Source organism: Burkholderia sp. Bp9140 (assembly GCF_003853425.1).
GTDB lineage: Bacteria > Pseudomonadota > Gammaproteobacteria > Burkholderiales > Burkholderiaceae > Burkholderia.
Window position 1 is genome coordinate 26,134 of sequence record NZ_QTPQ01000022.1, and the last position, 25,930, is coordinate 52,063.

Consider the following 25,930-nt stretch of genomic DNA (forward strand, 5'->3'; position numbering starts at 1 on the left):
TCAGTCAGCATCAGTGCGCGTTCGCGGCGAACGTGTCGCAGACGCTCAGTTCGCCCGACTCCATCCCGCGCCGCAGCCAGTACACGCGCTGCTCGCTGGTGCCGTGCGTGAAGCTTTCCGGCACGACGTAGCCCTGGCCTTGCTGCTGCAGCCGATCGTCGCCGATCGCGGCGGCCGCCTTCAGCCCCTGCTCGAAATCACCGGGCTCCATCAGCCGCTGGTTCGCGCGCTGCGCGTTGTTCGCCCACACGCCGGCGAAGCAGTCGGCCTGCAGTTCCATCCGCACCGACAGCGCGTTCGAGCGTGCCTGGCTCGAACGGCGGCGTGCGGCATCGACCTTGTCGGCAATACCGAGCAGGCTCTGCACGTGATGGCCGACTTCGTGCGCGATCACGTACGCCTGCGCGAAATCGCCGCCCGCGCCGAAGCGCTTGCGCAGTTCGTCGTAGAAGCCGAGATCGATATACACGTTGCGGTCGCCCGGACAGTAGAACGGCCCCATCGCGGTCTGGCCGGTGCCGCACGCGGTCGGCGTCGAGTTCGTGAACATCACGAGCTTCGGCGGCTCGTACTGCGCATGCAGCTGGGTGTTGAAGACGCCCGTCCACGTGCGCTCGATATTGCCGAGCACCTTGCGCGTGAACACCGCGCCGGGATCGTTCGCCGGCGCGCCCTGGCGCTGCGCGGGCGCGGGCTGCGCCTGCTGCTGCCGGCCCTGCAGCGCCGACGCGCCTTCGAGCACGACGCGCGGGTCGATCCCGAAGAAATACGATGCGGCCAGCGCGACCACGATCGTGCCGATGCCGATCGTCGCGCGCCCGCCGCCGAACCCGCCGCCGCGTCGATCCTCGACGTTCACGCTTTCTCTTTCGTCGTCCAGCCTCATTGCCGGCCCCTCCCTGCTCTTGTCGATGGTCCGGCCGCGCGACGCGCAGCCGGGCGATCCGCCGCCGCGACAGGCGCGATCGGCGAACGCGATGCATTCGTATCGGGCGCGCGCTCACGCCGATATGGCCGCCTGCCGCTCCGCTTGCACGACGGAACCGGCCGGCACGCCGCGCACCGGTGCGCGGGCTCGCCCGCGCTATTTTGCCGGGCTTTCACGACTTGTCGCAAAAATACGGAGGATAGAGCGATTCGGCGCCGAACATCGTCAGCCTTTGCAAAATGGCCGCGATTTTGCGATCGGCCAGGTGCCGCGTGCGATCCTCGATCGTCCGGCTGGTTCACATTCATCCTTTCGGCGGATACCGGCGTGCGTCGGCGCCGCCTAAAGTGACCGGAAACGACACCTTTCCGGAGCACGACATGACGCACCCGCAACCCCGTACGATCGCGATCACCGGCGCAGGCACCGGCATCGGCGCCGCATGCGCGCGGCGCTTCGCCGCCCGCGGCGACCGCGTCGTGCTGATCGGGCGGCGTCGGGCACCGCTCGACGCGCTCGCCGCCGAGACAGGCGGCCTCGCACTCGCCGGCGACGCCGCGAGCACGGCCGACTGGGCCCGCTTCCTGCCGGAGATCGCCGAACGGTTCGGCGCCGTCGACGCACTCGTCGCATGTGCCGGCGGCCACGGTCTCGGCCGCGTGGACGAAACCGACGACGCGCAGTGGCGCGACGCGATGCATGCGAATCTCGGCACCGCGTTCGTCAGCGCACGCGCGTGCCTGCCCGACCTGATCGCGCAGCGCGGCAGCATCGTGCTGGTTGCGTCGATCGCCGCGCTCGCGGCCGGGCCGGGCGTGTGCGGCTATACGGTCGGCAAGCATGCGCTGCTCGGGCTCGCGCGTTCGCTTGCACGCGACTACGGGCCGCACGGCGTGCGCGCGAACGCGGTGTGCCCGGGCTGGGTCCGCACGCCGATGGCCGATGCGGAAATGGAGCCGTTGATGAACGCGTACGGCGACACGCTCGACGGTGCGTATGCGCGCGTGAGCGCCGACGTGCCGCTGCGGCGCGCGGCCGATCCGGACGAGATCGCGGCCGTGTGCACATTCCTGGCATCGCCCGACGCGTCGTTCGTGACCGGCGCGACGCTCGTCGCCGACGGCGGCGCGATGGCCGTCGACGTGCCGACGCTCGCGTTCGACAAGCTTTGACGCGTGGGGGCGGCACGGCCGCGCGATGCGTCCTCGAGGGCGGCCGCGCGACGTGCCGCGCGCGTCGTCCGCTACTCCGTCGCCTACACCCGCTCGTTTCTCGCCCCTGAAATCCGCTAACATCGACCGGTCCCGCCGCCCCGCGCGGCACCGCCTCACCGTTCGGAATGCGATGAACATCCGGTTTCTTGAAACCTTCGTCTGGCTCGCGAAGCTGGAGAACTTCCGGCTCACGGCCGAGAAACTGCACACGACGCAGGCCGCCGTGTCGAGCCGCATCGCGTCGCTGGAAGAAGCGTTCGACGTGCGGCTGTTCGACCGCAACACGCGCTCGGCCACGCTCACGCCCGCGGGCCGGCGCATGCTCGCGTACGCGGAGCGGATCGTGCGGCTCGACGGCGAGATGCGGCGCGACATCGACGCGGCGAGCGACGCGGGCCTGATCCGGATCGGCGTGATCGAGTCGATCGTGCACAGCTGGTTTCCGGCGCTGATGGCGCAATTGCGCGAGCGCTATCCGCGCCTCGACGTCGAGATCACGAGCGACACGACGCTGCACCTGATCCGCCTGCTGAGCACCGACGGCGTCGACCTGATCCTGCAGACCGATCCGGTGCCGGGCCCCGACTTCACGAACCTGCCGCTGTGCGAATTCCCGGTGCGCTGGGCGGCGAGCCCGCGTCTCGGGCTCGGCGGCGAACGGCTCGGCGTCGCGCGGCTTGCCGCGTACCCGATCATCAGCTTCTCGCGCCACTCGGGGCCGCACGCGACGATCGAGCGGCTGTTCGCGGCCGTCGAGCGGCCGGCCAGCATCAACTGCATCACGTCGGTCGCCGCGATGATCCGGCTCGTCGCCGACGGCTTCGGCGTGGCCGCGCTGCCGCCCGCGATCATCGGGCGCGAACTGCAGGAAGGCGCGCTCGAACTGCTCGACGTCGAACCCGAATTCCCCGCGCTGCCACTCGTCGCGTCGTACCGCACGCAGGGCCTGCCGGTCGCCGCGCGCATCGCGGAACTGGCGAGCGAAGTCGCGCGCGCGATGCCGGCCGCCGCGAGTCATGCAAAACCGGTCGCATCGGCAAAGGCCGATGCCGCTTCCGCTTCCGTCGACAAGACCCCTGCCCGGCCGGCGACAAAAAGCCGAACCGCGGCGGCAAAACGCCCCCCCCGAATCCGCGCCGCCCGCCGCCCCGGCGAAACGCCGTCCGCGCCGCTCATAAGAAAACCTGTTCACCGCGAATTTGTTTTCTTGTTGGACGGGCGCGGCCCGGCTTCGGGACACTGCGGTTCCTGACACACCCCCGTCACAAGGAACCCGCAATGACCCGCCTTTCCCTTCCGCACGGCCAGCTCTGCGTCTGGACGGATATCGACCCCGCGCACGAAGCCGACTTCAACGCGTGGTACGACCGCGAGCACATGCAGGAGCGTGTCGCGCTGCCCGGCTTCACGCATGCGCGGCGGTTTCGCGCGACCGACGGCGGCCCGCGCAAGTATCTCGCGCTGTACGTAACGGACACGCTCGACGTGTTCCGCAGCGACGCGTACCGGCGCGCGTTCACGCAGCAGACCGCCTGGTCGCTCGCGAACTTCGAACGCATGACGGGCACGCAGCGGCGGGTCGGCGCCCTGACGATCGAGGCCGGCGACGGCGAAGGCATGCATCTCGCGCTGTTCGTGCTGCCGCCCGAACACATCGACGTGCCGCACCTGCGCGAGCGCTTCGACACGGCGCTGCGCGAACCCGGCATCCATGCGGCGCGGCTGTTCCGCACCGCGCCGGAGCTGTCCGCGCCGGTCGGCGCCGATGCGGCCGCGCGTCCGGCCGCCGACGCGCTCGTCCTGATCGAAGGCAGCGACGCCGCGACCACGCGCCGCGTCGCCGCCGCCATCGCCGGTCACGACGACCTGCGCACCTTCGACCTGCTGTGGCGTGCCGCCGCGCCGCTGCCGGTTGCGCACCGCGATGCCGACGCGAAGCCGGCCGCCGCCGCGCTGTTTGCCTGAACCCGGACGCCGCCACCGGCCCCACCGCACGTCCTGCGCACGCGGCCGGCGCGTCAGCCCCTGCGCATCATCCCGTCATCCTTCACGACATGCCCGACACCATGAGCACGCTCGCCCAGCCCGCCGCCCACGCGCCTCGCCGTGTCCGCAACAGCCGACTCGCGACCGCGAGCATGATCGGCACGTCGCTCGAGTGGTACGACTTCACGATCTACAACACGCTCGCCGCGCTCGTCTTCAACCATCTGTTCTTTCCGTCGGTCGATCCGCTGGCCGGCACGATCCTCGCGTTCTCGACCTATGCGGTCGGCTACGTGTCGCGCCCGCTCGGCGGCTTCGTGTTCGGCAACCTCGGCGACCGCATCGGCCGCCGCGCGGTGCTGATGCTCACGCTCGTGCTGATGGGCGTCACGACCGCGCTGATGGGCGCGCTGCCGACCTATGCGCAGGCCGGCATCCTGAGCCCGATCCTGCTCGTCGCGCTGCGCTTCGTGCAAGGCGTCGCGCTCGGCGGCGAATGGGCCGGCGCGGTGCTGCTGTCGGTCGAGCATGGCGACCAGAAGCGGCGCGGACTGTCCGCGTCGTGGACGCAGATCGGCCCATCGTTCGGCACGCTGCTCGGTACCGGTTGCATCGCGCTCGTGACGCTGTCCGCCACGTCCGACACCTTCCTGTCGTGGGGCTGGCGCGTGCCGTTCGCGGCCAGCGCGCTGCTTGTCGTGTTCGGTTTCTGGCTGCGGCGCGGCGTCGACGAAACGCCGCAGTTCGAGCAGCTCGCCGAATCGGACGCAACCGCCGACGTGCCCGTCGCCGACGTGCTGAAGTACCACTGGCGGCGCCTGCTGATCGCCGGCGGTTCGCGCATCGGCTCCGACGTGCTGTACGCGCTGATCGTCGTGTTCACGCTGACCTACGTGACGACCGTGCTGCACCTGTCGCGCCCCGTCGCGCTGACGGCGGTGATGGCCGGCACGGCCTGCAACGCGCTCGCGGTGCCGTTCTTCGGTGCGCTGTCGGACCGCTTCGGACGCCGTCCGGTGTACCTCGCCGGCGCGCTCGCCGGCGTCGTGTGGGCGTTCGTTTTCTTCACGATGCTCGACACGGCGCGGCCCGGTGCGATCGTCGCGGCCGTCGCGATCGGCCTCGTGATCCATGCGGTGATGTACGGCCCGCAAGGCGCATTCGTCACCGAACAGTTCCCGACGCGCGTGCGTTATGCGGGCTCGTCGCTGGCCTACACGCTTGCGGGCATCGTCGGCGGCGGCTTCGCGCCGCTCGTGATCGCCACGCTGTTCCGCCAGACCGGGACGACGACCGCCGTGTCGCTGTACGTCACCGCGTCGCTCGTCGTGACGTCGATCGCGCTGCTGGCCGCGCGCGAGACCGCGCACCGGCCGCTCGCCGACTGAGCGCCCCGTCGATCACCTCATTCATTCGCACTTCAAACGGATACCCGCATGCAAGCCCTGTCGTTCAACGTGATGTCCGTGCAAGGCGCGCCGGCCCAGGTCGACGTCGAGATCGAACGCGTCGTGATCGCCGGCTGGGCCGGCCGCGATCCGGCTGCGATCCGCGCGCACATCGACGAACTCGCGGCGCTCGGCGTCGCGCCGCCGTCGACCACGCCGTGTTTCTATCGCGTGGCGTCCGCGCTGCTCACGCAGGCGCCGTCGATCGGTGTGCTCGGCGCGCGCTCGGGCGGCGAGATCGAATGCGTGCTGATCGACAGTCCGGCCGGCACGCTGGTGACGGTCGGTTCCGATCATACGGATCGGAAGGTCGAGGCCTACGGCGTCGCGGTGTCGAAACAGGTATGCGCGAAGCCGCTCGGCCGCGACGCATGGCGCCATGCGGACGTCGCCGGTCACTGGGACGCGATCGAGATGCGTTCGTGGCTGGTCAGGCCCGGCGGCGAACGCGTCGCGTATCAGCATGGCGCGGTCAGCGGACTGCTCGCGCCGGATGCGCTGTGGCAGCGCTTCGACGAGCGGCGCACGATGCCCGCGCGCTGCGCGATGTTCGGCGGCACCGTCACCGTGCACAGCGCGATCGCGGCGATGGGCGACGGCGACGCGTTCGAGATGGAACTGCACGATCCGGTGCTCGGGCGCAGCCTGCGGCATCGCTATGCGGTCGAGGTGTTGCCGGTTGTGGCGTGACGGAGGGTGGCGGGTGCGCAGGCAATAAATGGCTTGAACAGCATGCTGATCCGCCACCCGCCCTCGTCGACCACCGTCACCGCAAGCACCCCAGCCCCGCCAGCGCCGCTTCCACCGCCGTATCGAGCGGCGTCACCGGCTCACGGCCCAGCACCGCCGTCACCCGTGCGTTGTCCATCCGCAGCGGCTCGCGCCACAGATAACGCATCTCGATCATCTCGCGCATCGTCGTGACGAACGGCGCGGCGACCCACACGAGCCACCACGGGAAACGCCGCACCGTCGGCCGCATCCCGTGCCGCTGCGCGACGCGGCGCACGGCCTGGGCCATCTGCGTGCCGTCCGCGTCCCAGTGACCGCCGAGATGGAAGCGCGCGAACGGCGCCAGCGTGTCGCGCCGCTCGAGCAGTTCGACCATCGTGCGCGCGACATCCGGCAGGTACGCCCATTGATGGCCGACGCCCGGCCGGCCCGGCACGCTGATGGCCGCGACGGGTCGCCCGGCCTTGACGAGTCCCTGCCCGAACCAGTTGTTGCCCGCGTGCGCGCCGAAGAAATCGCCGGCCCGCACGATGATCGTGCGAACGCCCTGCGCGGTCGCCGCCTGCAACCGCCGCTCCAGCTCGACGCGAATCGCGCCCTTGCGCGTCACCGGATGCTGGGGCGCCTCCTCGCGCAACACCGGAAACGCGTCGGGACCGTAGTTGTAGACCGTCCCCGGCAGCACGACGGTCGCCTGCGCGACGGTCGCCGCCGCGATCGTGTTGTCGATCATCGGCAGCACCTGCCCGCTCCAGTTCCGGTAGCCGGGCGGGTTCACCGCATGCACGATCACGCTGCAGCCGCGCGCCGCGCGGACCACCGCCTCGCGGTCGAGCGCGTCGCCGCGCATCCACGCGATCCCGTCGCGCTCCACCGTCTCGGCGTCGAGCCCGCGCTTGAGCGCGCGCACCTGCCAGCCGGCATCGCGCAACTGACGCGCGACCTCGCCGCCGATGCCTCCGCTCGCGCCGAGCACGAGTGCCTGTCGTTGCGTCCCGCCTGCGTTCACCGTCATTGCCGCTCTCCGTGAATGAACCGTCGTCAGCACGCATTCTGGCGCTCGGCCACCTGACAAGGAATTGCTGAACACAATGGATCAGTTATACATTTATGCATGGCCATCGATCTGAACTGGGAACGCTACCGCACCTTCCTCGCCGTGCTGACGGAAGGCTCGCTGTCGGGCGCGGCGCGCGCGCTCGGCATCACGCAGCCGACGGCCGGCCGCCACGTCGCGGCGCTCGAGGCCGCGTTCGGCCAGACGCTGTTCACGCGCTCGCCGTCGGGGCTGCTGCCGACCGACGCGGCCCTCGCGCTGCGCGGCCATGCGGAGGCGCTGCGCAGCGCGGCGGCCGCGTTCGAGCGGGCGGCCGCGAGCCACGGCGCGGGCGTGCGCGGCACCGTGCGGATCTCGGCCAGCGACGTGATCGCGGTCGAAGTGCTGCCGCCGATGCTCGCGCAGTTGCGGCGCGACCATCCGGGGCTCGTGATCGAACTGGTGCCGACCGACCGCATCCAGGACGTGCTGAACCGCGAGGCGGACATCGCGGTGCGGATGGCGCCGCCCGCGCAGGACGCGCTCGTCGCACGGCGCGTCGGCGACATCGACGTCGGGCTGCATGCGCGCGACGACTACCTGGCGCGCAACGGCACACCGTCGACGACCGGCGAACTCGCGCATCACGCGCTGATCGGTTTCGATACGGTCACGCCGTTCATCCGCTCGGCCGGGCGCGGGATGCCGTTGTGGACGCGCGATGCGTTCGCACTGCGCACCGACAGCAATCTCGCGCAACTCGCGATGATCCGCGCCGGCTACGGGATCGGCTTCTGCCAGAACGGGCTCGCGAAACGCGATGCGCGGCTCGTGCGCGTGCTGCCGGACGGGCCCGCGATGAAACTGGAAACCTGGGTGGTCATGCACGAGGACCTGCGGACGAGCCCGCGTTGCCGGGCCGTGTTCGATGCGCTGGCGAACGGGCTGCGCGCCTATGCCGAAGGGACGGCTGACTAGGCCGTTCGAACCCGCCGCGCAGGCGCATCGCCGCGGCGCGCGCTATTCGTGGATCTTGCCGGCGAACAGGATGTCCGCCATGCGCCGCCACGGATTGTCGGGCAGGTCGTAGCAGCGCAGCCCTTCTTCGGACGCCTCGGCCCAGTCGACCATCGCCTCCAGGTACTCGCCGATCGAGCGGTTTTCCCAGCCGAGCGCGGCGGCCGCGTAAGGCGACGGCGGCACGTCGGCCTCGAGCTGGCGCTCCTTGTGCCAGTCATGGCCCAGCACGCGCAGGAAATGAATCAGCGAGCGCTCGTCGACCACCCGCTCCAGCGCGTGCTGCAGCCGCGCGGCCATCTGGCTTTTCAGTTCGTCGTTCATGCGTATCGCCCCCTGCTACGCAACGTTCAGAAAGCTTCCATCTCGCACCAACCGGGATACGTTTCCTCAACGATGAAGAAATCGTCGAAGTAGACCAGCCCGAGCCGTTCGAGCGACCTCATGCACGCATCCGCGGCATCGCCGCCGAAGAACGGGCCGAGCGACACCAGCCGGTCCGACGCGTCGAAGCAGTCAGCGAAATTGAATTCGCGCATGACCGCAGACAGGTCGACCGCTTTCTCGATCAGCGCCGCTCGTCGAACGACAATCCCGAAATCTCTCGATATCTTCATCGGTACCGACTCCCGTCGAATACGTGTCTGCGCGCCGACGCGCACGCTCGCTTCACATCAGCAACTGCCGCGACAGCACCTCGCGCGCCTGCGTGACCGTCTCGCGTTCGCCCGGCATCGGCGGCGTCAGCGAGAACACCGCGTCGGGCAGCGCCGGCAGCCGGTATTTCGCGCCGAGCCGCACGAGGCCCTCGCCGATCGCCGACGCGCACAGGCAGCCGACGCCGAGCCCCGCCGCGAGCATCGACTGCAGCCCCGCGACACCCGACGCGCTGTGCACGAGCACGTACGGCGCGTGCTGCTCGTCCAGCGAGCGCACCGCGATCTGATGCATCATGCAGTCGTCCGGCAGCAGCACGAGCGGCAACGGCTCGGGCAGTTGCTCGGCGAGCGCGGGCGACGCGACCCACGACAGCGGCTCGCGCCGCAGCACCCAGCGCGTATCGGCCGACGCCGGCCGGAACGGGCCGCTCGACAGGTTCATCACCACACCGAGATCGATCTGCCCGCGCGCGTGGGCGGCTTCGATCTCCGCGCTCTTCATCGCGCTCACGTGCAGGCTCAGTTGCGGGTAGCACTCCCGCAGCCGCGCGAGCAGGCCCGCGACTTCATGCGTCCGGTAGTAGTCGGTGATCGCGACGCGCAACTCGCCCTTGATCGCCTGTCCGCGCACTTCGTCGAACGCGGCCTCGTTCAGCGCGACGATGCGCCGCGCGTGCTGCAGCAGGCGCGCGCCGGCCGGCGTCGGCTCGACGCCGCGCTTGCTGCGCACGAACAGCGGCACGCCGGCGCGCGATTCGAGCTTGCGCACCTGCTCGCTGACCGTCGACTGTGACAGATGCAGCAGCGGCGCGGCCGCCGTAAGGCTGCCCGCATCCGCCACCGCCGCGAACGTGCGTAATTGATCCAGGTCGAAACCGCGCATCGCCCCCTCCATCCATCGAGTAACCCGATTGATGCTACCACCAATTCCCGCTTTTCCGATTCATCGACGATCCGCAGAATATCGGTTTAACGGCCCGCCTGAACCCGTTTCGACCGGATTCAGCATGCGTTGCGGCCCTCATTCTTCCGGACCTCCGTTCATGACCGACAACACCCTCGTCCCTTGCGCGCCGGCCGGCGCGGCCGCCGCGGCACCGCCGCGCAGCCATCACGGCTGGGCGCTCGTGGTCCTGCTGGTCGGCGCCATTCTGCCGCCGCTCGACTACTTCATCGTGAATCTCGCGCTGCCGGCCATCCGCGACGGCATCGGTGCGCATCCGGCCGAACTGCAGCTCGTCGTGTCGGCCTACGCGTGCGCGAACGCGGTCGTGCAGATCACCGGCGGGCGCCTGGGCGACCTGTACGGCCGCAAGCGGATGTTCATGATCGGGATGGCCGGCTTCGTCGTCGCCTCGGCGCTGTGCGGGCTCGCCGGCAGCGGCGCGGTGCTGGTCGGCGGCCGCGTGCTGCAGGGCCTGTTCGCCGCGATCCTTGCGCCGCAGGTGCTCGCGACAATCCGCAGCGTGTTCAGCCCGCAGGAGCAGGTGCGCGTGATGGGCTTCTACGGTTTCGTGTTCGGCCTCGCGGCCGTGATCGGTCAGCTCGGCGGCGGCGCACTGATCAGCCTGCATCCGTTCGGGCTCGGCTGGCGTGCGATCTTCCTGGTCAATGTGCCGATCGGCATCCTCGCGCTGCTCGGCAGCTGGCGCTTCATCCCGGAAAGCCGGCCGCCGCGCGGCCAGCGCATCGACGTGCCCGGCATGGTGCTGCTGTCGCTGTTCCTGCTGATGCTCATCTATCCGCTCACGCACGGGCGGGAGGCGGGCTGGCCGCTGTGGATGGTCGCGTGCGTCGTCGGCGCGCTGCCGATGCTCGGCGCGCTGCTGGCGGTCGAAGCGCGCCGGCTCGCCGGCGGCCGCGATCCGCTGCTCGACGTGCGCCTGCTGCACAACCCGGTCGTCGCGCTCGGGCTCACGCTCGCGTTCCTGTTCTACATGCTGAGCGCGTTCTTCCTGAGCTACGGGATCTATCTGCAGGGCTGCCTGAACTGGTCGCCGCTCGCGTCGGGGCTCGCGATCCTGCCGCTCGGCATCGGCTTCCTCGCGAGCCCGCTGCTGATGCCGCGCCTCGTCGAGCAGTTCGGCGGCTATCGCGTGCTCACGCTCGGCTTCGCGATGCTCGCCGCCGGCGTCGCGACCGCCGCCGCACTGGCCGGGGAGCACGCGCCGGGCCCGGGTTTCCATGCGGGGATCGCGGCGATCGGCATCGGGCAAGGGCTCGTGCTGCCGTCGGTCGTGCGGATCGTGCTGGCGGAAGTCGACGCGGCGCGCGCCGGGGTCGCGTCCGGCATGGTCACCGCGATGCTGCAGATCGGCGCGGCCGTCGGCGCGGCGACGCTCGGCGGGCTGTTCTTCGCACGGCTCGGCGCGCAGCCGGGTGCGCTCGACTACGTGCAGGGGTTCAGGACGGCGATGTGGGCGCTGACGATCGTGCTGCTCGTGTGCGTCGCGTTGTCGGCCGCGCTGGGGCCGATGCATCGGCGGGCGCGGGCCGGCGCGTGACGGCGCCGTGTTCGGGACCCATCGCCGGCAGCGACATGGAAACGGCGCATGCGCGACCGCTCGCCGGCATCGGGCTCACGAGTGATGCTTGAGTTGCGCGTGCCGCGCTTCCCATTCGGCCAGTTCGACGCGATAACGCGCCAGCGCCTCGTCGTACAGGTCGAAAACGCACGGCGAGCAGCCGCTGTTGCAGCAGTCTTCCAGTTCGGGTTGTTCGGGCGGGGTCGGACGCGGATCATCGTCAGGCGTATCCGCAGAGGCAGGCTTGGTCACGTCTTCAGTCACACGATGTCGAACGAACAGTATACGGTGATGATCGGCGCCCCGCAGGCACGCGCGTTCACGGAGCCGTGCATCCGCATCTGCCGCCCCGATCGGCTGAGCGAAATCGCGGCGATCGCGGACATTCCGCGCGCGCGATTTCGCATGCCCTGACGTCGTACTCGCGTGCGATAGCCTGCCCCCTACGCCACGCGGCCGCTCACCGGAATCGACGCGCCGGTGATCGCCTGCGCGTCGGCCGACAGCAGGAACCCGATCGTCGCCGCGAGCTGTTCGGGCCGGACCCAGCGCGAGAAATCCGCATCGGGCATGTCCGCGCGGTTCGGCGGCGTGTCGATGATGCTCGGCAGCAACGCGTTCACGGTCACGCCGCGATCGAGCAGTTCCGCCGCCAGCGCCTCGGTAAGCCGCGCGACGCCCGCCTTCGCGGCCGCATACGCGCCCATGCCCGCGCCGGCCTTGAACGCCGCACCCGCGCCGATGTTGACGATGCGGCCGGCCGGGCTCGCCACCAGGTACGGCAGCGCGGCCTTCGACGCGTTCAGCGCCGTCTTCACGTTCAGTTCGTACATGCGGTCCCACGTGGCCGCATCGCCGTCGGCGATCGTCTGCCACGCGAACGCGCCCGCGATGTTCAGCAGCGCGTCGACCCGGCCGAATTCGCGATGCACGGTGTCAAGCGCACGCACGGCCGCCTGCGGATCGACAAGGTCGATGCCGCCGATGCGCAGCGCATCGGCCGGCACGCCGGGCAACGCCTGCGCGTCCGGCGCCGCGCCGCGGCCGATCAGCGCGACGCGGGCACCGCGCTGGCCGAGCCAGGCAGCCGTGGCGGCGCCGAGATGGCCGAATCCGCCGGTGATCGCGACTGCCTTGCCTTTCAGGTCGTGTTCCATCGATGTGCTCTCCTGGGTCGAGGGGGGTGGTTGATGTGTGGTTCAGGGTCGATGCCGGCCGCGACGCGGGTAGGTCCGGCCGGCGTTTCGACAGCGTAGCGCCGTTCACGCTTCCGTGCGCGCGGTGACGCGTGGTGATACCGGCAGTAGCAGAACACCTGGCCGATGAACACGAGCCGCGCCAGCGCGAACAGCGGCCATTTGCCCGGCATGGTGGACACCGCGGGGGTGGGCGCGGTGGCGGGACACGTCGTGACGGCGACGGTCGGCGCCGGCCTGCACGCGCCTCGGAAGCGAAGCACGACACGGTGGCATCGGATACGGACCGTCTCGCGCACCCGATCGCGAAACAGTTCGCGGCGAAGAACACGACGCATGCGTGGGTGCCGACCACGTCGGCGAGCTGATACGCCGGTGCCGCGCCTGTGGGGCACGACTGCGCGCACTGGCGGGCGGCCCGGCATAATGCGCGACACGGCACGCCGCGCGGTGCATCGCGCTCGCCGCCGCGCCCTCGATCGGCCTGCGCCGTTTTCGTCACGAAACCCGAACTCAACCCGTCTATCCCATGCAAGTACTCGTCGTTGGCACCGGCAAGCTGGCAACCGAACTGCTCGGCTCGCACCGGCTCGACCCGGCAACCTGTCGCGTGATGGCCTGGTCGGACCATGCACGCATCGACGCCCGTTCGATCGTCGTGCACGCCGGATCCGGCCGCGAGCTGCCCGCCGTGATCGAATTCTGCCGCGCAACGGGTTCGCCGCTCGTCGAGTTGTCCACCGGCTCCGACGTCGAGACCGGATCGCACGACTTCCCCGTCGTGCTCTGTCCGAATACGAACATCCTGATGCTCAAGTTCATGAGCATGCTGGAAACCAGCGGCCATCTGTTTCGCGACTGCCAGATCAGCGTGACGGAGTCGCACCAGGCCAGCAAGACGTCCGTGCCCGGCACCGCGGTCGGCATCGGCCAGTCGCTCGGCGTGCCGGCGCACGACATCCGCTCCGTGCGCGACCCCGGCGAGCAGCGCGACGCCCTGCAGATTCCCGACGATCAGCTCGGCCGCCATGCGTTCCACCGGATCCGCATCGAGGATGGCGCCTGCAGCCTGCAGTTCGAATCCCGCGTGTACGGCGCGTCGCCTTACGCGGACGGCGTGTCGCGGATCGTCGAGGCCGTCCGGCAGCACGAACTCGAACCTCGCCGGTACTCGATCGTCGAGTTCATCCACAACGGCTGGCTGTAGGTGCTGTAGGTGCTGTAGACGCGACGGTGCGCGTGCCGGCCGCCGACGCGCCGTCCGGCACGCCCGACGGTCGCAATCGCGCCATCGGCGACGCTCGCGTTACCCGTCGCCCGGCACGGCCCCGCTCTCCGGCAACGTCGCACCGCCGTCGACGACGATCGTCTGCCCGGTGATATACGCCGCATCAGCCGACGCGAGAAACAGCATCGCGTTCGCGATGTCCTCCGGCTCGCCCATCCGCGCGAGCGGGATATCGCGCGCGATCCGTGCGGCGACCGACGCATCGCCGAGATTGCCGGCTGCCGGCGTGCGGATCATCCCCGGCTCGACGCCGTTGACCGTCACGTTGCGGCGTGCGAGTTCGAGCGCCGCCGCACGAATGAAGCCGTTCACGCCGGCCTTCGACGCCGCGTAGTGCGCGAGCCCCGGATAGACGACGCGCGGCCCGGTCACCGACGACGTGACGAGCAGCCGCCCGGCCCCCGCTCGCTCGAATGCCGGCAACGCAGCCTGGGCAAGCCAGAACAGCGCCGACAGGTTGACCGACAACGTGCGCCCGAGCGTCGGCTCGTCGATCCGCGCAAACGGGGTCAGCGGGAAGTACGCGGCGTTGTGAACGACGACGTCGAGCCGGCCGCTGTCTCGCTCGACCGCCGCGACGAGCGCGCCGAGTTCGTCGCGGCTCGCGGCGTCGACACGATACGCGCGCGCCTCGCCGCCCGCGCTGGCGAGCGCGTCCGCCTGCGCGTCAGCCGCATCGCCGTTGAGATCGGCGAGCGCGACGAACGCACCGGATTGCGCGAAACGGCGCGCGATCGCCGCGCCGATCCCCTGCGCGGCGCCCGTGACCAGCACGACCCGTCCGCTGAAATCCGCACGCAGGCGGCCGCTGCCGAGCACGGCGTTCATCGCTGCGCCTCGCCGGCGAGCGGATGAACGGTTTCGTTCAGCACCTGCGCATGCGCGCCGATCGGGAAGTTCGACAGCGTGCCGAAATCGCCGCCCTGATAACCGAAGATCTTGCCGTCCGTCTTGCGTTGCGCGAGGTCGATCAGCACGACGCCGAGCGTCGGCACCACCTTCTCGCGCCACACGAACAGATACAGTTGCTCTGCAATCCTGAAGTAATGGCAGCGGTCCACGTCCGCCAGCCCGCCTTCGACGCCCTGCAGGCATTGCCACGCGTAGAAGTGCGCGTTCAGGTAGATGTGCTCGTAGCATTCGGTCGGGCTGTAGCGATACATCGTCCGCTTGCCGATCAGTTCGCGCGTGAGCCCGTGCAGCGGGCCCGGCTGCGCATGACCGCCGAGCGTGCCGTGCCGGAACGTCGCGTCGACGCCCGTCAGCGGCAACCCGCGCGCGACGCGTGTGAACGCGTCGACATGCGTATCGGCTTCGGTCGGCAGCGTGCCGACCACCGACGTCCACACGCCGTTGCCGACGTCGATCACGAGGCTGACCGACGTCGCGCGCGCCACCGGGTCGATGTAGTCGACGAAGTACAGGTCGTCGCGCAGCCGCGTGACACGGCACGGCGCACGGCCGCCCGTGTCGGCCGCCGCGTCGCGCCATTGCAGCGCGTCCGCCTCGAACGTATAGACGCGCCACGCGCCCGCTGCATCGCCGAGGGCCAGTGACTGCCCGACGAGCGCGTTCACGGGCGCGAGGATGTGCGCGTCCGGCGCGAAGCCGTCCGCGAGCGCGCCTACCTGGATGAATACCGGATCCTGTCGTTCCACCTGCCGTCTCCCGCGCAGCTTCAGGCCCGGCGGGCCGTGTACGCTGCTCATGCGCACATGGTGCGGGCTGCGTGCGCCGCGCGGTATCGGCCAAAAGGATGAAGGGCGCGCGGCGCCGGAACGCGCTAAAGTGCACGTGATCCGCGCCGCTGCCGGCGCGAGGAGCGCTCATGCACCGTGTCACCCATTACCGACGGACCGATGAAGGGATCGAGGCGATCAGCCTCGAGTCCGATCGCACGTTTCCGCGGCATGCGCACGACGAATTCGGGATCGGCGTGATCGTCAGCGGCGCACACCGGTCGTGGAGCGGCCGCGGGCAGGTCGACGCGCTGGCCGGCGACGCGATCATGGTCAATCCGGGCGAGATGCACGACGGCATGCCGCTCGATGCAGGCACGGGCCGGCGCTGGCGGATGCTGTACCTCGCGCCCGCGCTGGTCGCGTGCGTCGCGGCGGAAGAAGGCCTCGATGGTGTCGAACTCGCGCATCCGGCCGTGCGCGACGCGCGGCTCGCCGCCGCCTTCGGCCGGTTGCATGCACGGATCGTCGCAGGAGACACGCTGCCGCTCGCGCGCGACGAAGCGCTCGTGACGCTGGTCGCCGCACTGCTTGCGCGGCATTCGAACCGCGCGCTGCCGGCCGCGGGCGTCGCACCGGCGATCCGCGTGGCCCGCGAGCGGCTCGATGCAGCACCCGCCACACCCGTTTCGCTGGCCGAACTCGCCGGCCTGAGCGGCGTGAGCCGCTTCCAGTTGCTGCGCGGGTTCGCGCGCGAACTCGGCATCACGCCGCACGCGTATCTGCTGCAGTCGCGCACTCGACTGGCGCGTGCACTGCTCGCGAGCGGCCGGCCGATCGCGGATGCCGCGGCCGAAGCCGGTTTTGCCGACCAGAGCCACCTCACGCGCGCGTTCGCACGCCAGTTCGGCATCACGCCGGGACGATTCACGCAGGCCGGCTGACGCGGGCTTCCCGGCCACCGCGCAGCGGCCGCGGGCTCGACGACGCCGATCGTTGCCGTTCGGTATCGGCGGCTCTTGCCGGCGGCGCTTGCAGCCATCCGGAAAATATCGGACGCGCACCCTGCCACGCGCCCGTTCCACTCGCCTTCACCGCTGCAATTTCGTTCAAGACGCCCACGCCGCGGCACGCGATGATGCGGCGCATGAAGACACGACTGATCGGCTATCTCTATCTCGCCGCCGCGATGGCGGGCGTCGGCAGCACCGTCATCGCGAGCCGCCTCGCGGCCGACGGCCTGCCGCCGTTCGCGGCCACCGCGCTGCGCTTCCTGATCGCCACCCCGTTGCTGTACGCGCTGATGCGTGCGCAGCGGATGCGATGGCCGCGGATCTCCGCGCGCGACGCCGTGCTGTTGGTCGTCCAGGCCGCGGCGGGCGGGGTCGGCTATACGGTGCTGCTGATCAGCGGCACGGCGCTGTCGTCGCCGGTCGACGCCGGTGTGATGCTCGGCACGCTGCCGGCGATGTCGACGCTGATCGCGGCGGTCGTGCTGCGCGAGCCGCAGACGCCGCGTGACTGGAGCGCGGCCGCGCTTGCCACCGCCGGCGTGCTGTTCGTCACGTTCGCACCCGGCCAGGCGATGCCGTCGCTGCGGACGCTCGCCGGCGACGCGCTGGTGCTGGCAGCCGTCGCATGCGAGGCCGTGTTCATCCTGCTCAACCGGCGGCTGTCGGCGCCGCTGCCGCCGCTCGTGCTGTCGACGGCGATGTCGGGCCTTGGCTTCATGCTCGCGCTGGTGCCGGCCGCGTTCGAATGGCACGCACTGACGACCGGCTGGACCGTCGGCGCGGTGTCGGCGATCGCGTACTACGCACTGGTGCCGACCGTGCTCGGCTACCTGTGCTGGTATGCGGGCTCGGCACGCACGAGCGGCACCGAAGCCGCGCTGTTCACGGCGGTCGCGCCAGTCACGGCCGTGCTGTTCGCCGTCGCGCTGTTCGGCGAGACGCTGGGCGGCACGCGGCTGCTCGGCATCGCGCTCGTCGTCGCGGGGATGGGGGTGGGCGCGACACGGCGACGTGAACCGCCGGCACGCGAAGCAGACGCGCAGTCGAGGCTGCCGACGCGGCCGGCGGCATCCACGTCGGCCGCTGCCGATTGATCCGCGCGAGCGACGACTGCAGGAATGTGTCCACGCGCGGCAAAACCGTTGCGTATCGTCGCGCAAGATGCAATATTCGCGTGGCCGGGCCATTTGACCACCACCGAACAATAAACCGCATCGCCATGAACAAGAAGGAAGCCAAGACAAGAATCGCGGCGCTGCTGTCCGCGGGCGCGAGGAAAGCCGACGTGCTGGCCGAGCTGGCCGGGCAGGGCCTCAAGGATCGCGTGCTCGCGCGCCTGATCGCGTCGCACCCCGACCCCGAGCTGTGCAGAAAGAACAAGGTGCACACCCGGATCCTGATCGGGCTCGGCATCGCGCAACTGGCGATCAGCGTCTGGCTCGCCTATCTCCTCCTGGCGGACGGACTCAGCAGAGGCGCCTCGCTGCTGTTCCTCGCACTGACGGTGCCGCTGTCGCTGCTGTTCATCTGGGGCTTCGCGACCCATCGCGTCGGCGCGTATCACGCGTTCATCATCCTGTCGCTGCTGCAACTGCCGAAGACCATCGCCGATCTCGGCCACGATCCGTCGTCGGCACTGCCGAGCCTCGGGGTGACGGTCATCCTGGTGGGCTACGTGTGGTTCGTCCGCAACCGGCTGTTCCCCGACTTCGGCTGGTTCACGCCGCGCAAGGTCGAAGGCCGTTACGCATTCGTGGAAAGCGCCTGACGCCGCCTCCACGTTCACCGCGACCACGAAAAAAGGCGCCGGGCCGCCCCGCAATCGCGGGGCAGGCCGGCGCCTTCTGCATTCCGGAATCCGGCAGCTTCTTACTTGGCCTTCTCAGCCGTATCGCTGATTGCCTGGCCACCCTTCGAAATGTCCTGCCCCATGCCGGCAACGGTATTGCAACCGGCGAGCGCGGCGGTCACCACCAGCAGCATTGCAGCAATCGTACGCGTCATTCTCACTCTCCTTCGAATCAACAAGCCCGACCGGGCGAATCGGATGAGGCGGGGCGCCCTGCGGCGCGCAGGACACGGGGCCTGACCTGATTATACGGAGACGACCGCCGCGCGCCACACAGCCGGTCGAACAGATTTTCCTTGACTTCGTCAGCACGCGAACTAATATACGCACCGCGTATATTTTCCACCAGGGTGCCGCCGATGACCGTTCCCCAGCAAGCCTTCCTGCGCGACGCGATGCGCCGCCTGAACATGACCCGCGAAACGTTCGCGAACCGCATCGGCGTGAGCCGCCGCGCGCTGGACACCTGGCTATTGCCGGACGACTCGCAGGAATCGCGCGGCATGCCCGAGATCGTCGAGCGGTTCGTGTCGGAAATCGTCGAACGCGCGGCACCGGACGGCGGGGACTATACGCAAAGCGTAGACAAACAGGGGCTCGCGAAGCAATTCCTGTTCGAAGGCAAGCCGCAGCTGATCTCGGTGGACCAGTTCTCGCGGGATTCGGTCGAGGCGCTGTTCCGCGTCGCCGACGTGATGCAGCCGATCGCGCGCCGCCACAAGATCTCGCGCGTGCTCGAAGGCGCCGTGCTCGGCAACCTGTTCTTCGAGGCGAGCACGCGCACCCGCGTGTCGTTCGGCGCGGCCTTCTGCCGGCTCGGCGGCTCGGTGTGCGACACGACCGGCTTCACGTTCTCGTCGATGGCCAAGGGCGAATCGATCTACGACACGAGCCGCGTGATGGCCGGCTATGTCGACGCGCTCGTGATCCGCCACCCCGAGAAAGGCTCGGTGGCCGAATTCGCGCGCGCGACCAACCTGCCGGTGATCAACGGCGGCGACGGCCCGGGCGAACACCCGAGCCAGGCACTGCTCGATCTCTATACGATCCAGCGCGAGTTCTCGCGGCTCGGCAAGATCGTCGACGGCGCACATATCGCGCTCGTCGGCGACCTGAAATACGGCCGCACCGTGCACTCGCTCGTCAAGCTGCTCGCGCTGTACCGCGGGCTGAAGTTCACGCTCGTGTCGCCGCCGACGCTCGAAATGCCGGCGTACATCATCGACCAGATCGCGACGAACGGCCATGTGATCGAGCAGACGAACGACCTCGCGGCCGGGCTGCGCGGCGCGGACGTCGTCTATGCGACGCGGATCCAGAAGGAGCGCTTCACCGACGAGTCGTTCGAAGGGTACACGCCGGATTTCCAGATCAACCAGGCACTCGTCGATTCCGCCTGCAAGCCCGACACGCTGATCATGCACCCGCTGCCGCGCGACAGCCGGCCCGGCGCGAACGACCTGTCGGTCGACCTGAACCGCGATCCGCGCCTCGCGATCTTCCGGCAGACCGACAACGGCATTCCGGTGCGGATGGCAATCTTCGCGGTGCTGCTCGGCGTCGAGAACCTCGTCCAGCATTCGATGCGCGACGCGACGTGGCGCCCGCCGGCGTACCTCGGGCCGGAGGATGCGGTGTTTCACGGGATTGATTGACCCGCATCCGGTGCCGCGCGGCTGCACTTGAACACTTTTGTTCGAGGGCCGCGCACGCTGACGTCACGCACGACGCGCCGCCTCGCACGGCGCGTTTTCATTTTCGGCGCGGGTGACGCAGGGCAATCCGACAGGTATTACCGGGCCCACGGATCGATCACGCGCAGGCCGGCCGCCTCGAACGGCGCGACGTCGCGTGTGGCCACGATCAAGCCGTTTGCCGCGGCGGTTGCGGCGATAAAGCCATCGGCAGACGCCATCGCGTTGCCCGTAGCGCGGGCCTTCGCGCGAAGCCCCGCGTACGCTTTGGTGGCGGCATCGTCGAACGGCAGGATTCGACCGCGAAACAGCGGCACGACGCGCTGCTCGATGCTTTGGTGCAGCCAGTCCCGCCGTCGCCCTTCCGGCAGAGCGGCCACGCCGAAGCGCATTTCCGCGAGACTGATCGCCGCAAGAAACAGCGTCTCGACGTTCTGCGCGTCGAGCCATTCGATCACGGCCTGGCTCGGCTCGCGCCGCAGCGGCTCGGAAATGACGTTGGTATCGACCAGGATCATTCGAAGCTCATCGGATCGGTTGACGCCCGGTCACGAGGCATCTCGAAATCGAATCCTCCCGCCTCCCGCCCGATTTCAGCCAGCAGCGTTCCAAGCCTGGGCCGGCCGCCGGGCCGGACCGCCTGCTCCAGGATCTCGCGCACCTCGGCTTCGGTACTGCGGCCGTGTTGCGCCGCACGGATCCGGAGCGCGCGATGCACTTCGTCGGGCAAATTTCGAACGGTAATCACAGGCATGATGCACCCCGCCACAATTGCTTTCAATGCATGCATCCTATCACCTTGCTGTCAGTTTGGACGAGTGAAGACTCGACTACTGTAGCCGGCTCGACAAGGCCTTCATACTCGGCCATTCTCCCCGCCACGCAAGCCTCTGAAGCCTCCGCAACATTCGTCAACATTCTCCTCGCAAACGCTAACAAGAACGCTTCTCATTCGCGAATAAATTACATAGAATGCCGCCTGAAAACAAATCGTAATAATTCCCGGCGGCGTGCACATTTCCGTGGCGCGCCGTTTCCGGGGCCACACCGCGAGGTCGAAGCGCACCATGAAGTCCCGTCCTGAAGAGTTGAAGCTCGGCAAATTCACCACCCTGTGCAGCGTGCTCGCCGCGAGCCCTGCGTTCGCCGACGGCACGCCGCCGCCCGCCCCGGTCGGCACCGAGGGCCATCTCGCGCCGATCGAGATCCAGGGCAAGACCGAGCACAGCTACAAGGCCGACTTTTCCGCATCCGCGAAATTCACCGCGCCGCTCGTCGACACGCCGAAGTCGGTGACCGTGATCCCGCAGGAGCTGATCCGGAACAGCGGCGCGGCGACGCTGACCGAAGCGCTGCGCACCGTGCCCGGCATCACGTTCGGCGCCGGCGAAGGCGGCAACCCGCTCGGCGATCGCCCGTTCATCCGCGGCTACGACACGCAGGGCAGCATGTTCGTCGACGGGATGCGCGACACGGGCGCGACCACGCGCGAGATCTTCAACACCGAGCGCGTCGAGATCACCAAGGGCTCCGATGGCGCGTACGGCGGCCGCGGCGGCGCGGGCGGCAGCATCAACCTGATCACGAAAGCACCGCACCTCGGCACAACGGCCGCCGCGAGCGCGGGCCTCGGCACCGACCGCTACCGCCGCTTCACCGCCGACGGCAACTGGCAGTTCGCCGATCACGCCGCGTTCCGCCTGAACCTGATGAGCCACAACAACGACGTCGCCGGCCGCGACGCCGTCAACAACGAGCGCTGGGGCGTCGCGCCGTCGATCGCGTTCGGCCTCGGCACGCCGACGCGCGTGACCGCGAGCTATTACCACCTGTCGACCGACGACATGCCCGACGGCGGCATTCCGTACTTCTACACGACGTCGAACAAGCCTGCGAACGTCGACACGATCTATCCGGCGCCCGTCGACCGCCACAACTTCTACGGCCTGATCGACCGCGACTTCCGCAAGACCACGTCGGACATCAGCACGATCAAGATCGAGCACGACATCACGCCGGGGCTGACGGTGCGCAACACCACGCGCTACACGGAATCGACGCAGGACTATATCTGGACGCAGCCGGACGACAGCCAGGGCAACGTGGTCAACGGCAAGGTCTGGCGCCGCAACAACAACCGCAACAGCTCGATCAACAGTCTCGCGAACCTGACCGAACTGTTCGGCGAATTCCGCACCGGCCCGTTCAAGCACGGCTTCACGACCGGCATCGAGCTGTCGCGCGAATGGGGCAAGCGCGATTCGTACACGGTCGCGACCGACAAGGGCACGATCTGCCGGAAAGGCATCGGCGCGCCGTCGGGCTACAACTGCACGAGCCTGTGGTCGCCGAACCCGAACGACCCGTGGGCCGGTTCCGTCACGCGCAACAACGACTATGCGCATGCGCGCACCACGACCCAGTCGATCTACGGTTTCGACACGATCGAGCTCACGCCGCGCTGGCAGGTGAACGCCGGTGTGCGCGTCGACGACTACTCGACCCGCTTCACCGACACCCGCGCGAACGGCGGCAAGACCTACACGCGCGACGACACGCTCTTCAACTGGCAGGCCGGCCTCGTGTTCAAGCCCGCGCGGAACGGCAGCATCTACGCGTCGTATGCGACGTCGTCGACGCCGGCCGGCATGCTGCTCGGCGAAGGCAGCGAAACGCAGTCGCTCACGCCGGGCCGCGGCGGCGTCGGGCCGAATGCCGATCAGATGGCACCCGAAAAGAATCGCAGCATCGAGCTCGGCACGAAGTGGAACGTGCTGAACGACACGCTGTCGCTGACCGGCGCGCTGTTCCAGATCGACACGACGAATGCGCGCGTGACGCTGCCGAACAACCAGTACGCGATGGTCGGCAACAAGCGCGTGCAAGGTCTCGAGCTCGGCGTCGCCGGCCAGATCACCCGGCAGTGGCAGGTGTTCGGCGGCTATACGTACATGAAGAGCGAGCTGCGCAACAACGGCAAGGACGCCGCGAACGACGGCCACCGGTTCCCGAACACGCCGAAGCACAGCCTGACGATGTGGTCGAACTACGACGTGACGCCGAAATTCACCGTCGGCGGCGGCGCGTTCTACATGTCGGAAGTGTTCGGCGATCCCGCGAACCTGCGCGCGGTGCCGTCGTACTGGCGTTTCGATGCCATGGCGCAATACCGGATCAACAAGAAGCTCGACCTGCAGCTGAACGTCAACAACCTGTTCAATCGCACGTACTTCGATCAGGCCTATCCGTCGCACTACGCGTCGATCGCGCCGGGCCGCTCCGCGTTCGTCACGCTGAACGCGCGCTACTGATCGATGGAGGCCGTATCGCTGAAGGCGCTCGCGTCGGTGTCGCCGCGCGAGTTCGCCGCCATCCTGGCCGGGCCGCCCGAACGCGCCGCCGCGTGGGTCGCGGCGGCCGCCGACAACGGGATCGTCGACGCACAGGCCGTCTATGGACAGTACCTGCTCGACGGGCATGGCGTCGCGCGCGATCCGGCCGCCGCATGCGGCTGGTTCCGGCACGCGGCGCGAGCCGGCCACCCGATGGCGATGAACATGCTCGGCCGCTGCTACGAGCTCGGCTGGGGCACGGCCGCGTGCGCGCCGGTGGCCGTGTACTGGTACCGGCTCGCCGCGCAGGCAGGGCTCCACTGGGGCATGTACAACTACGCGACGGCGCTCGCGCTCGGCAACGGCGTCGACGCGGACCGCGCCGCCGCGCTCGACTGGTTTCGCCGTGCGGCCGCGCTCGGCCATGCGAAATCGATCAACCTGATCGGCGGCTTCTACGAGGATGGCTGGGTCGTGGCCGTCGATGCCGACACCGCATTCGACCACTATCGCCGAGCGGCCGAGGCCGGCGATTTTCGCGGCCAGTTCAACTATGCGCGGCTGCTCGCCGAGCGCGGGCGCATCGACGAGGCACTCGCCTGGCTCGCGCGTGTGCCGGCCACCGCCACCCCTGCGTTCGTCGCGAAGATGCACGCGTATCTTGCGTCGTCGCCGCTCGCTGCGTTGCGCGCGGCGGCACTGCAGTTGCCGTCTCGCGGCATGGAATTCGAATCATGATGCTTCATATCCCCGGCGTGCTGACCAAGGCACAGGTCGCGCAATGCCGCGACATGCTCGATACCGCCGACTGGGTCGACGGCAACGCGACGTCCGGCGCGCAGTCCGCGCTGGCGAAACGCAACCGGCAGTTGCCGGAAGGCTCGCCTGTCGCGCGTGCGCTCGGCGAGGCGATCCAGGATGCGCTCGCGCGACATGCGCTGTTCTTTTCGGCGGCGCTGCCGCTGAAGGTGTTTCCGCCGCTGTTCAATCGCTATGCAGGCGGCGAGACGTTCGGCACGCATGTCGACAACGCGATCCGGCTGCTGCGCGGCACGGATTTTCGCGTGCGCAGCGATCTGTCGGCAACGCTGTTTCTCGAGGAGCCCGATGCGTACGACGGCGGCGAGCTGTGCGTGGAAGATACGTATGGCGTGCATCGCGCGAAGCTGCCGGCAGGCGATCTCGTGCTTTATCCGGCGTCGAGCCTGCATCGGGTGACGCCTGTTACGCGCGGCGAGCGGGTCGCGTCGTTCTTCTGGATCCAGAGCATGGTGCGCGACGATGGCGATCGCACGCTGCTGTTTCAGCTCGATACGCAGATTCAGGCGCTGTCCGCGGAAAAAGGCGCGAAGGATCCGATGGTCATTTCATTGACGGGGATTTATCACAACCTGTTGAGGAAGTGGGCGGATGCGTAGGGTAAACCGGTAGCGGTGCACCCGTGCGGAAAAACATCGGTCGAGGGAGGTCCGCCGTCGCTTGCATCGGATCGCCACGCGCGTCTAAAATGACCATCGTCAAATGACCATGCTCATATCATGATGCCGCACGCACCCGTATCGAAATCCGAATTCAAGGCTCGCGCACTCGAATACTTCCGGCTCGTCGAGGCTTCAGGTGAAAGCCTCATCGTCACCGATCACGGCAAGCCGACGCTCGAGATCCGGCCGTATCGCGCACGCGAGGCTCAGCCGTTGGACATATTGCGCGGCTCGGTCATGCGCTACGACAATCCTCTCGATCCGATTGCGGAAGATGATTGGGAGGCGTCACGGTGATCGTGCTGGATACGCATGCATTGGTGTGGTGGGTGGCGGGCGATCCGTCGCTCAGCAAGAAGGCTCGCAGCGCGATCGATCGCGCGCGCGGCGAAGGTACGCTCGCTGCTTCCGCGATCTCCGCATGGGAAATCGCGATGCTGGTGCGCAACGAGCGCCTCGCGCTGACGATGGACGTCGATGCATGGCTCGCCACGGTCGCGCAAATCGACGGCATGCGCTTCGTGCCGGTCGACGCCGACATCGCCGCGAAGTCCACCGCGCTGCCCGGCACGTTCCACAAGGATCCGGCCGACCGCATGATCGTCGCCACCGCGCGGCGGCTCGGCGCGCCGCTCGTCACCCGCGACGAAAAGATCCGCGCTTACGCGCACGTCAAGACACTTTGGTGATCGTCATATACGCGTTGGCCGAATCGCGACACGGCCCCCGGCCACCACTCGACAGGCGATTCGTCTGATCGAACCGAATGTGACGGTCGCGCGAAACCGTCAACCACCGATCGACGCGCTACCCCGCCCCTGCTTCACAAATTGAATGACCCGTCCGAATGGCG

Annotated in this window: 29 protein-coding genes and 1 pseudogene; 17 read left to right on the forward strand and 13 right to left on the reverse strand. The window is 68.9% G+C overall.

All coding sequences use genetic code 11. From position 1 onward, the window contains the following. Positions 1-10 precede the first annotated feature (10 nt). Positions 11-886, reverse strand: coding sequence for a neutral zinc metallopeptidase (locus DIE21_RS19120; RefSeq protein ID WP_124499185.1), 876 nt, complete (start codon positions 884-886; stop codon positions 11-13). A 422-nt stretch (positions 887-1,308) separates the two neighbouring features. On the opposite strand from DIE21_RS19120, the gene DIE21_RS19125 reads away from it, so the two are divergent. From DIE21_RS19125 to DIE21_RS19145, 5 genes and pseudogenes are all read left to right on the forward strand, one after another. Continuing rightward, positions 1,309-2,100 carry an SDR family NAD(P)-dependent oxidoreductase gene (locus DIE21_RS19125; protein ID WP_124499186.1) on the forward strand — a complete coding sequence of 264 codons (792 nt, stop codon included), beginning with the start codon at positions 1,309-1,311 and terminating at the stop codon, positions 2,098-2,100. Positions 2,101-2,272: 172 nt separating this feature from the next. Then, a pseudogene (locus tag DIE21_RS19130) lies at positions 2,273-3,320 on the forward strand (LysR family transcriptional regulator). A 100-nt stretch (positions 3,321-3,420) separates the two neighbouring features. After that, entirely contained in the window at positions 3,421-4,107 is a 687-nt protein-coding gene (locus DIE21_RS19135) for a DUF4286 family protein (protein WP_124499187.1), read from the forward strand. An 89-nt stretch (positions 4,108-4,196) separates the two neighbouring features. Continuing rightward, on the forward strand, positions 4,197-5,516 hold the full coding sequence (locus DIE21_RS19140; RefSeq protein ID WP_124499188.1) for an MFS transporter: 1,320 nt from the start codon (positions 4,197-4,199) through the stop codon (positions 5,514-5,516). A gap of 48 nt (positions 5,517-5,564) precedes the next feature. Continuing rightward, a complete protein-coding gene (locus DIE21_RS19145; RefSeq protein WP_124499189.1) occupies positions 5,565-6,266 on the forward strand; it encodes a DUF2848 domain-containing protein in 702 nt (233 codons plus the stop codon). A gap of 76 nt (positions 6,267-6,342) precedes the next feature. Here DIE21_RS19145 and DIE21_RS19150 read toward each other — a convergent pair whose 3' ends face one another. Beyond that, positions 6,343-7,323 (reverse strand): NAD-dependent epimerase/dehydratase family protein, encoded by a 981-nt coding sequence (locus tag DIE21_RS19150; RefSeq protein ID WP_124499190.1) that lies wholly within the window; start codon positions 7,321-7,323, stop codon positions 6,343-6,345. A gap of 99 nt (positions 7,324-7,422) precedes the next feature. Here DIE21_RS19150 and DIE21_RS19155 point away from each other — a divergent pair, with 99 nt between their 5' ends. After that, positions 7,423-8,322, forward strand: coding sequence for a LysR family transcriptional regulator (locus DIE21_RS19155; protein WP_124499191.1), 900 nt, complete (start codon positions 7,423-7,425; stop codon positions 8,320-8,322). Between the two features lie 42 nt (positions 8,323-8,364). Here the strand turns inward: DIE21_RS19155 and DIE21_RS19160 are convergent, their stop codons facing one another. The 3 genes from DIE21_RS19160 to DIE21_RS19170 are packed head-to-tail and all read right to left on the reverse strand — an operon-like array spanning position 8,365 to position 9,903. Then, positions 8,365-8,685: a hypothetical protein gene (locus DIE21_RS19160; protein ID WP_124499192.1), complete on the reverse strand. Its 321-nt coding sequence runs from the start codon at positions 8,683-8,685 to the stop codon at positions 8,365-8,367. Positions 8,686-8,711: 26 nt separating this feature from the next. Then, positions 8,712-9,023 (reverse strand): hypothetical protein, encoded by a 312-nt coding sequence (locus DIE21_RS19165; RefSeq protein ID WP_124499193.1) that lies wholly within the window; start codon positions 9,021-9,023, stop codon positions 8,712-8,714. Positions 9,024-9,030: 7 nt separating this feature from the next. Next, positions 9,031-9,903 carry a LysR family transcriptional regulator gene (locus DIE21_RS19170; protein ID WP_059509127.1) on the reverse strand — a complete coding sequence of 291 codons (873 nt, stop codon included), beginning with the start codon at positions 9,901-9,903 and terminating at the stop codon, positions 9,031-9,033. A 160-nt stretch (positions 9,904-10,063) separates the two neighbouring features. Between DIE21_RS19170 and DIE21_RS19175 the strand changes: the two genes are divergently transcribed. Next, positions 10,064-11,524 carry an MFS transporter gene (locus DIE21_RS19175; protein WP_124499194.1) on the forward strand — a complete coding sequence of 487 codons (1,461 nt, stop codon included), beginning with the start codon at positions 10,064-10,066 and terminating at the stop codon, positions 11,522-11,524. Positions 11,525-11,599: 75 nt separating this feature from the next. Here DIE21_RS19175 and DIE21_RS19180 read toward each other — a convergent pair whose 3' ends face one another. The 3 genes from DIE21_RS19180 to DIE21_RS37270 all read right to left on the reverse strand — a co-directional run bounded on the left by DIE21_RS19180 (position 11,600) and on the right by DIE21_RS37270 (position 12,914). Further along, the gene (locus tag DIE21_RS19180) at positions 11,600-11,797 is read right to left on the reverse strand and encodes an oxidoreductase-like domain-containing protein (RefSeq protein ID WP_124499281.1); all 198 of its coding nucleotides are present in this window, start codon (positions 11,795-11,797) and stop codon (positions 11,600-11,602) included. A 191-nt stretch (positions 11,798-11,988) separates the two neighbouring features. Continuing rightward, on the reverse strand, positions 11,989-12,702 hold the full coding sequence (locus tag DIE21_RS19185; RefSeq protein ID WP_124499195.1) for an SDR family NAD(P)-dependent oxidoreductase: 714 nt from the start codon (positions 12,700-12,702) through the stop codon (positions 11,989-11,991). After that, positions 12,687-12,914 carry a hypothetical protein gene (locus DIE21_RS37270; RefSeq protein WP_185642804.1) on the reverse strand — a complete coding sequence of 76 codons (228 nt, stop codon included), beginning with the start codon at positions 12,912-12,914 and terminating at the stop codon, positions 12,687-12,689. Before DIE21_RS37270 ends, DIE21_RS19185 begins: the two co-directional genes overlap by 16 nt. 356 nt (positions 12,915-13,270) lie before the next feature. Here DIE21_RS37270 and DIE21_RS19195 point away from each other — a divergent pair, with 356 nt between their 5' ends. Beyond that, positions 13,271-13,948, forward strand: a complete 678-nt coding sequence (locus DIE21_RS19195; protein WP_124499196.1) for a dihydrodipicolinate reductase C-terminal domain-containing protein — start codon at positions 13,271-13,273, stop codon at positions 13,946-13,948. A 99-nt stretch (positions 13,949-14,047) separates the two neighbouring features. Here DIE21_RS19195 and DIE21_RS19200 read toward each other — a convergent pair whose 3' ends face one another. Further along, positions 14,048-14,857: an SDR family oxidoreductase gene (locus DIE21_RS19200; protein ID WP_124499197.1), complete on the reverse strand. Its 810-nt coding sequence runs from the start codon at positions 14,855-14,857 to the stop codon at positions 14,048-14,050. Then, a complete protein-coding gene (locus DIE21_RS19205; protein ID WP_124499282.1) occupies positions 14,854-15,687 on the reverse strand; it encodes a molybdenum cofactor biosynthesis F family protein in 834 nt (277 codons plus the stop codon). The genes DIE21_RS19200 and DIE21_RS19205 overlap by 4 nt, the downstream gene beginning before the upstream one ends. 170 nt (positions 15,688-15,857) lie before the next feature. Here DIE21_RS19205 and DIE21_RS19210 point away from each other — a divergent pair, with 170 nt between their 5' ends. From DIE21_RS19210 to DIE21_RS19220, 3 genes are all read left to right on the forward strand, one after another. Next, positions 15,858-16,652: an AraC family transcriptional regulator gene (locus DIE21_RS19210; RefSeq protein ID WP_124499198.1), complete on the forward strand. Its 795-nt coding sequence runs from the start codon at positions 15,858-15,860 to the stop codon at positions 16,650-16,652. A gap of 203 nt (positions 16,653-16,855) precedes the next feature. After that, positions 16,856-17,815, forward strand: a complete 960-nt coding sequence (locus DIE21_RS19215; protein ID WP_124499199.1) for a DMT family transporter — start codon at positions 16,856-16,858, stop codon at positions 17,813-17,815. A 125-nt stretch (positions 17,816-17,940) separates the two neighbouring features. Continuing rightward, complete coding sequence (locus DIE21_RS19220) at positions 17,941-18,489, forward strand: permease (protein WP_124499200.1); 549 nt, start codon at positions 17,941-17,943, stop codon at positions 18,487-18,489. A gap of 101 nt (positions 18,490-18,590) precedes the next feature. Here the strand turns inward: DIE21_RS19220 and DIE21_RS19225 are convergent, their stop codons facing one another. After that, on the reverse strand, positions 18,591-18,725 hold the full coding sequence (locus DIE21_RS19225) for an entericidin A/B family lipoprotein (protein ID WP_009688930.1): 135 nt from the start codon (positions 18,723-18,725) through the stop codon (positions 18,591-18,593). Between the two features lie 204 nt (positions 18,726-18,929). Between DIE21_RS19225 and DIE21_RS19230 the strand changes: the two genes are divergently transcribed. Beyond that, positions 18,930-20,225: an aspartate carbamoyltransferase gene (locus DIE21_RS19230; RefSeq protein WP_124499201.1), complete on the forward strand. Its 1,296-nt coding sequence runs from the start codon at positions 18,930-18,932 to the stop codon at positions 20,223-20,225. Between the two features lie 137 nt (positions 20,226-20,362). Here DIE21_RS19230 and DIE21_RS19235 read toward each other — a convergent pair whose 3' ends face one another. Both DIE21_RS19235 and DIE21_RS19240 read right to left on the reverse strand, forming a co-directional pair. Beyond that, positions 20,363-20,782, reverse strand: coding sequence for a type II toxin-antitoxin system VapC family toxin (locus tag DIE21_RS19235; protein WP_124499202.1), 420 nt, complete (start codon positions 20,780-20,782; stop codon positions 20,363-20,365). Further along, a complete protein-coding gene (locus DIE21_RS19240; RefSeq protein WP_124499283.1) occupies positions 20,779-21,018 on the reverse strand; it encodes a FitA-like ribbon-helix-helix domain-containing protein in 240 nt (79 codons plus the stop codon). Before DIE21_RS19240 ends, DIE21_RS19235 begins: the two co-directional genes overlap by 4 nt. A 313-nt stretch (positions 21,019-21,331) precedes the next feature. On the opposite strand from DIE21_RS19240, the gene DIE21_RS19245 reads away from it, so the two are divergent. The 5 genes from DIE21_RS19245 (at position 21,332) to DIE21_RS19265 (ending at position 25,766) form a co-directional block, all read left to right on the forward strand. Further along, positions 21,332-23,575: a TonB-dependent siderophore receptor gene (locus DIE21_RS19245; protein WP_124499203.1), complete on the forward strand. Its 2,244-nt coding sequence runs from the start codon at positions 21,332-21,334 to the stop codon at positions 23,573-23,575. 3 nt (positions 23,576-23,578) lie between these two features. Further along, positions 23,579-24,334 carry a tetratricopeptide repeat protein gene (locus tag DIE21_RS19250; protein ID WP_124499204.1) on the forward strand — a complete coding sequence of 252 codons (756 nt, stop codon included), beginning with the start codon at positions 23,579-23,581 and terminating at the stop codon, positions 24,332-24,334. Next, positions 24,331-25,014, forward strand: a complete 684-nt coding sequence (locus tag DIE21_RS19255; RefSeq protein WP_124499205.1) for a Fe2+-dependent dioxygenase — start codon at positions 24,331-24,333, stop codon at positions 25,012-25,014. Before DIE21_RS19250 ends, DIE21_RS19255 begins: the two co-directional genes overlap by 4 nt. A 120-nt stretch (positions 25,015-25,134) precedes the next feature. Continuing rightward, positions 25,135-25,374, forward strand: coding sequence for a type II toxin-antitoxin system Phd/YefM family antitoxin (locus DIE21_RS19260; protein WP_010089452.1), 240 nt, complete (start codon positions 25,135-25,137; stop codon positions 25,372-25,374). Then, a complete protein-coding gene (locus DIE21_RS19265) occupies positions 25,371-25,766 on the forward strand; it encodes a type II toxin-antitoxin system VapC family toxin (RefSeq protein WP_006759143.1) in 396 nt (131 codons plus the stop codon). Before DIE21_RS19260 ends, DIE21_RS19265 begins: the two co-directional genes overlap by 4 nt. Positions 25,767-25,930: the final 164 nt, after the last annotated feature.

Bases quoted from the DNA above. Each gene is read 5' to 3' on its own strand.
- DIE21_RS19185 (WP_124499195.1), bottom strand. From the start codon at position 12,702: ATGGAACACGACCTGAAAGGCAAGGCAGTCGCGATCACCGGCGGATTC.
- DIE21_RS19135 (WP_124499187.1), top strand. From the start codon at position 3,421: ATGACCCGCCTTTCCCTTCCGCACGGCCAGCTCTGCGTCTGGACGGAT.
- DIE21_RS19150 (WP_124499190.1), bottom strand. From the start codon at position 7,323: ATGACGGTGAACGCAGGCGGGACGCAACGACAGGCACTCGTGCTCGGC.
- DIE21_RS19235 (WP_124499202.1), bottom strand. From the start codon at position 20,782: ATGATCCTGGTCGATACCAACGTCATTTCCGAGCCGCTGCGGCGCGAG.
- DIE21_RS19125 (WP_124499186.1), top strand. From the start codon at position 1,309: ATGACGCACCCGCAACCCCGTACGATCGCGATCACCGGCGCAGGCACC.
- DIE21_RS19215 (WP_124499199.1), top strand. From the start codon at position 16,856: ATGAAGACACGACTGATCGGCTATCTCTATCTCGCCGCCGCGATGGCG.
- DIE21_RS19120 (WP_124499185.1), bottom strand. From the start codon at position 886: ATGAGGCTGGACGACGAAAGAGAAAGCGTGAACGTCGAGGATCGACGC.
- DIE21_RS19245 (WP_124499203.1), top strand. From the start codon at position 21,332: ATGAAGTCCCGTCCTGAAGAGTTGAAGCTCGGCAAATTCACCACCCTG.
- DIE21_RS19255 (WP_124499205.1), top strand. From the start codon at position 24,331: ATGATGCTTCATATCCCCGGCGTGCTGACCAAGGCACAGGTCGCGCAA.
- DIE21_RS19225 (WP_009688930.1), bottom strand. From the start codon at position 18,725: ATGACGCGTACGATTGCTGCAATGCTGCTGGTGGTGACCGCCGCGCTC.
- DIE21_RS19250 (WP_124499204.1), top strand. From the start codon at position 23,579: ATGGAGGCCGTATCGCTGAAGGCGCTCGCGTCGGTGTCGCCGCGCGAG.
- DIE21_RS37270 (WP_185642804.1), bottom strand. From the start codon at position 12,914: ATGCCGGGCAAATGGCCGCTGTTCGCGCTGGCGCGGCTCGTGTTCATC.
- DIE21_RS19195 (WP_124499196.1), top strand. From the start codon at position 13,271: ATGCAAGTACTCGTCGTTGGCACCGGCAAGCTGGCAACCGAACTGCTC.
- DIE21_RS19210 (WP_124499198.1), top strand. From the start codon at position 15,858: ATGCACCGTGTCACCCATTACCGACGGACCGATGAAGGGATCGAGGCG.
- DIE21_RS19155 (WP_124499191.1), top strand. From the start codon at position 7,423: ATGGCCATCGATCTGAACTGGGAACGCTACCGCACCTTCCTCGCCGTG.
- DIE21_RS19240 (WP_124499283.1), bottom strand. From the start codon at position 21,018: ATGCCTGTGATTACCGTTCGAAATTTGCCCGACGAAGTGCATCGCGCG.
- DIE21_RS19145 (WP_124499189.1), top strand. From the start codon at position 5,565: ATGCAAGCCCTGTCGTTCAACGTGATGTCCGTGCAAGGCGCGCCGGCC.
- DIE21_RS19260 (WP_010089452.1), top strand. From the start codon at position 25,135: ATGATGCCGCACGCACCCGTATCGAAATCCGAATTCAAGGCTCGCGCA.
- DIE21_RS19220 (WP_124499200.1), top strand. From the start codon at position 17,941: ATGAACAAGAAGGAAGCCAAGACAAGAATCGCGGCGCTGCTGTCCGCG.
- DIE21_RS19175 (WP_124499194.1), top strand. From the start codon at position 10,064: ATGACCGACAACACCCTCGTCCCTTGCGCGCCGGCCGGCGCGGCCGCC.
- DIE21_RS19230 (WP_124499201.1), top strand. From the start codon at position 18,930: ATGACCGTTCCCCAGCAAGCCTTCCTGCGCGACGCGATGCGCCGCCTG.
- DIE21_RS19140 (WP_124499188.1), top strand. From the start codon at position 4,197: ATGCCCGACACCATGAGCACGCTCGCCCAGCCCGCCGCCCACGCGCCT.
- DIE21_RS19160 (WP_124499192.1), bottom strand. From the start codon at position 8,685: ATGAACGACGAACTGAAAAGCCAGATGGCCGCGCGGCTGCAGCACGCG.
- DIE21_RS19200 (WP_124499197.1), bottom strand. From the start codon at position 14,857: ATGAACGCCGTGCTCGGCAGCGGCCGCCTGCGTGCGGATTTCAGCGGA.
- DIE21_RS19170 (WP_059509127.1), bottom strand. From the start codon at position 9,903: ATGCGCGGTTTCGACCTGGATCAATTACGCACGTTCGCGGCGGTGGCG.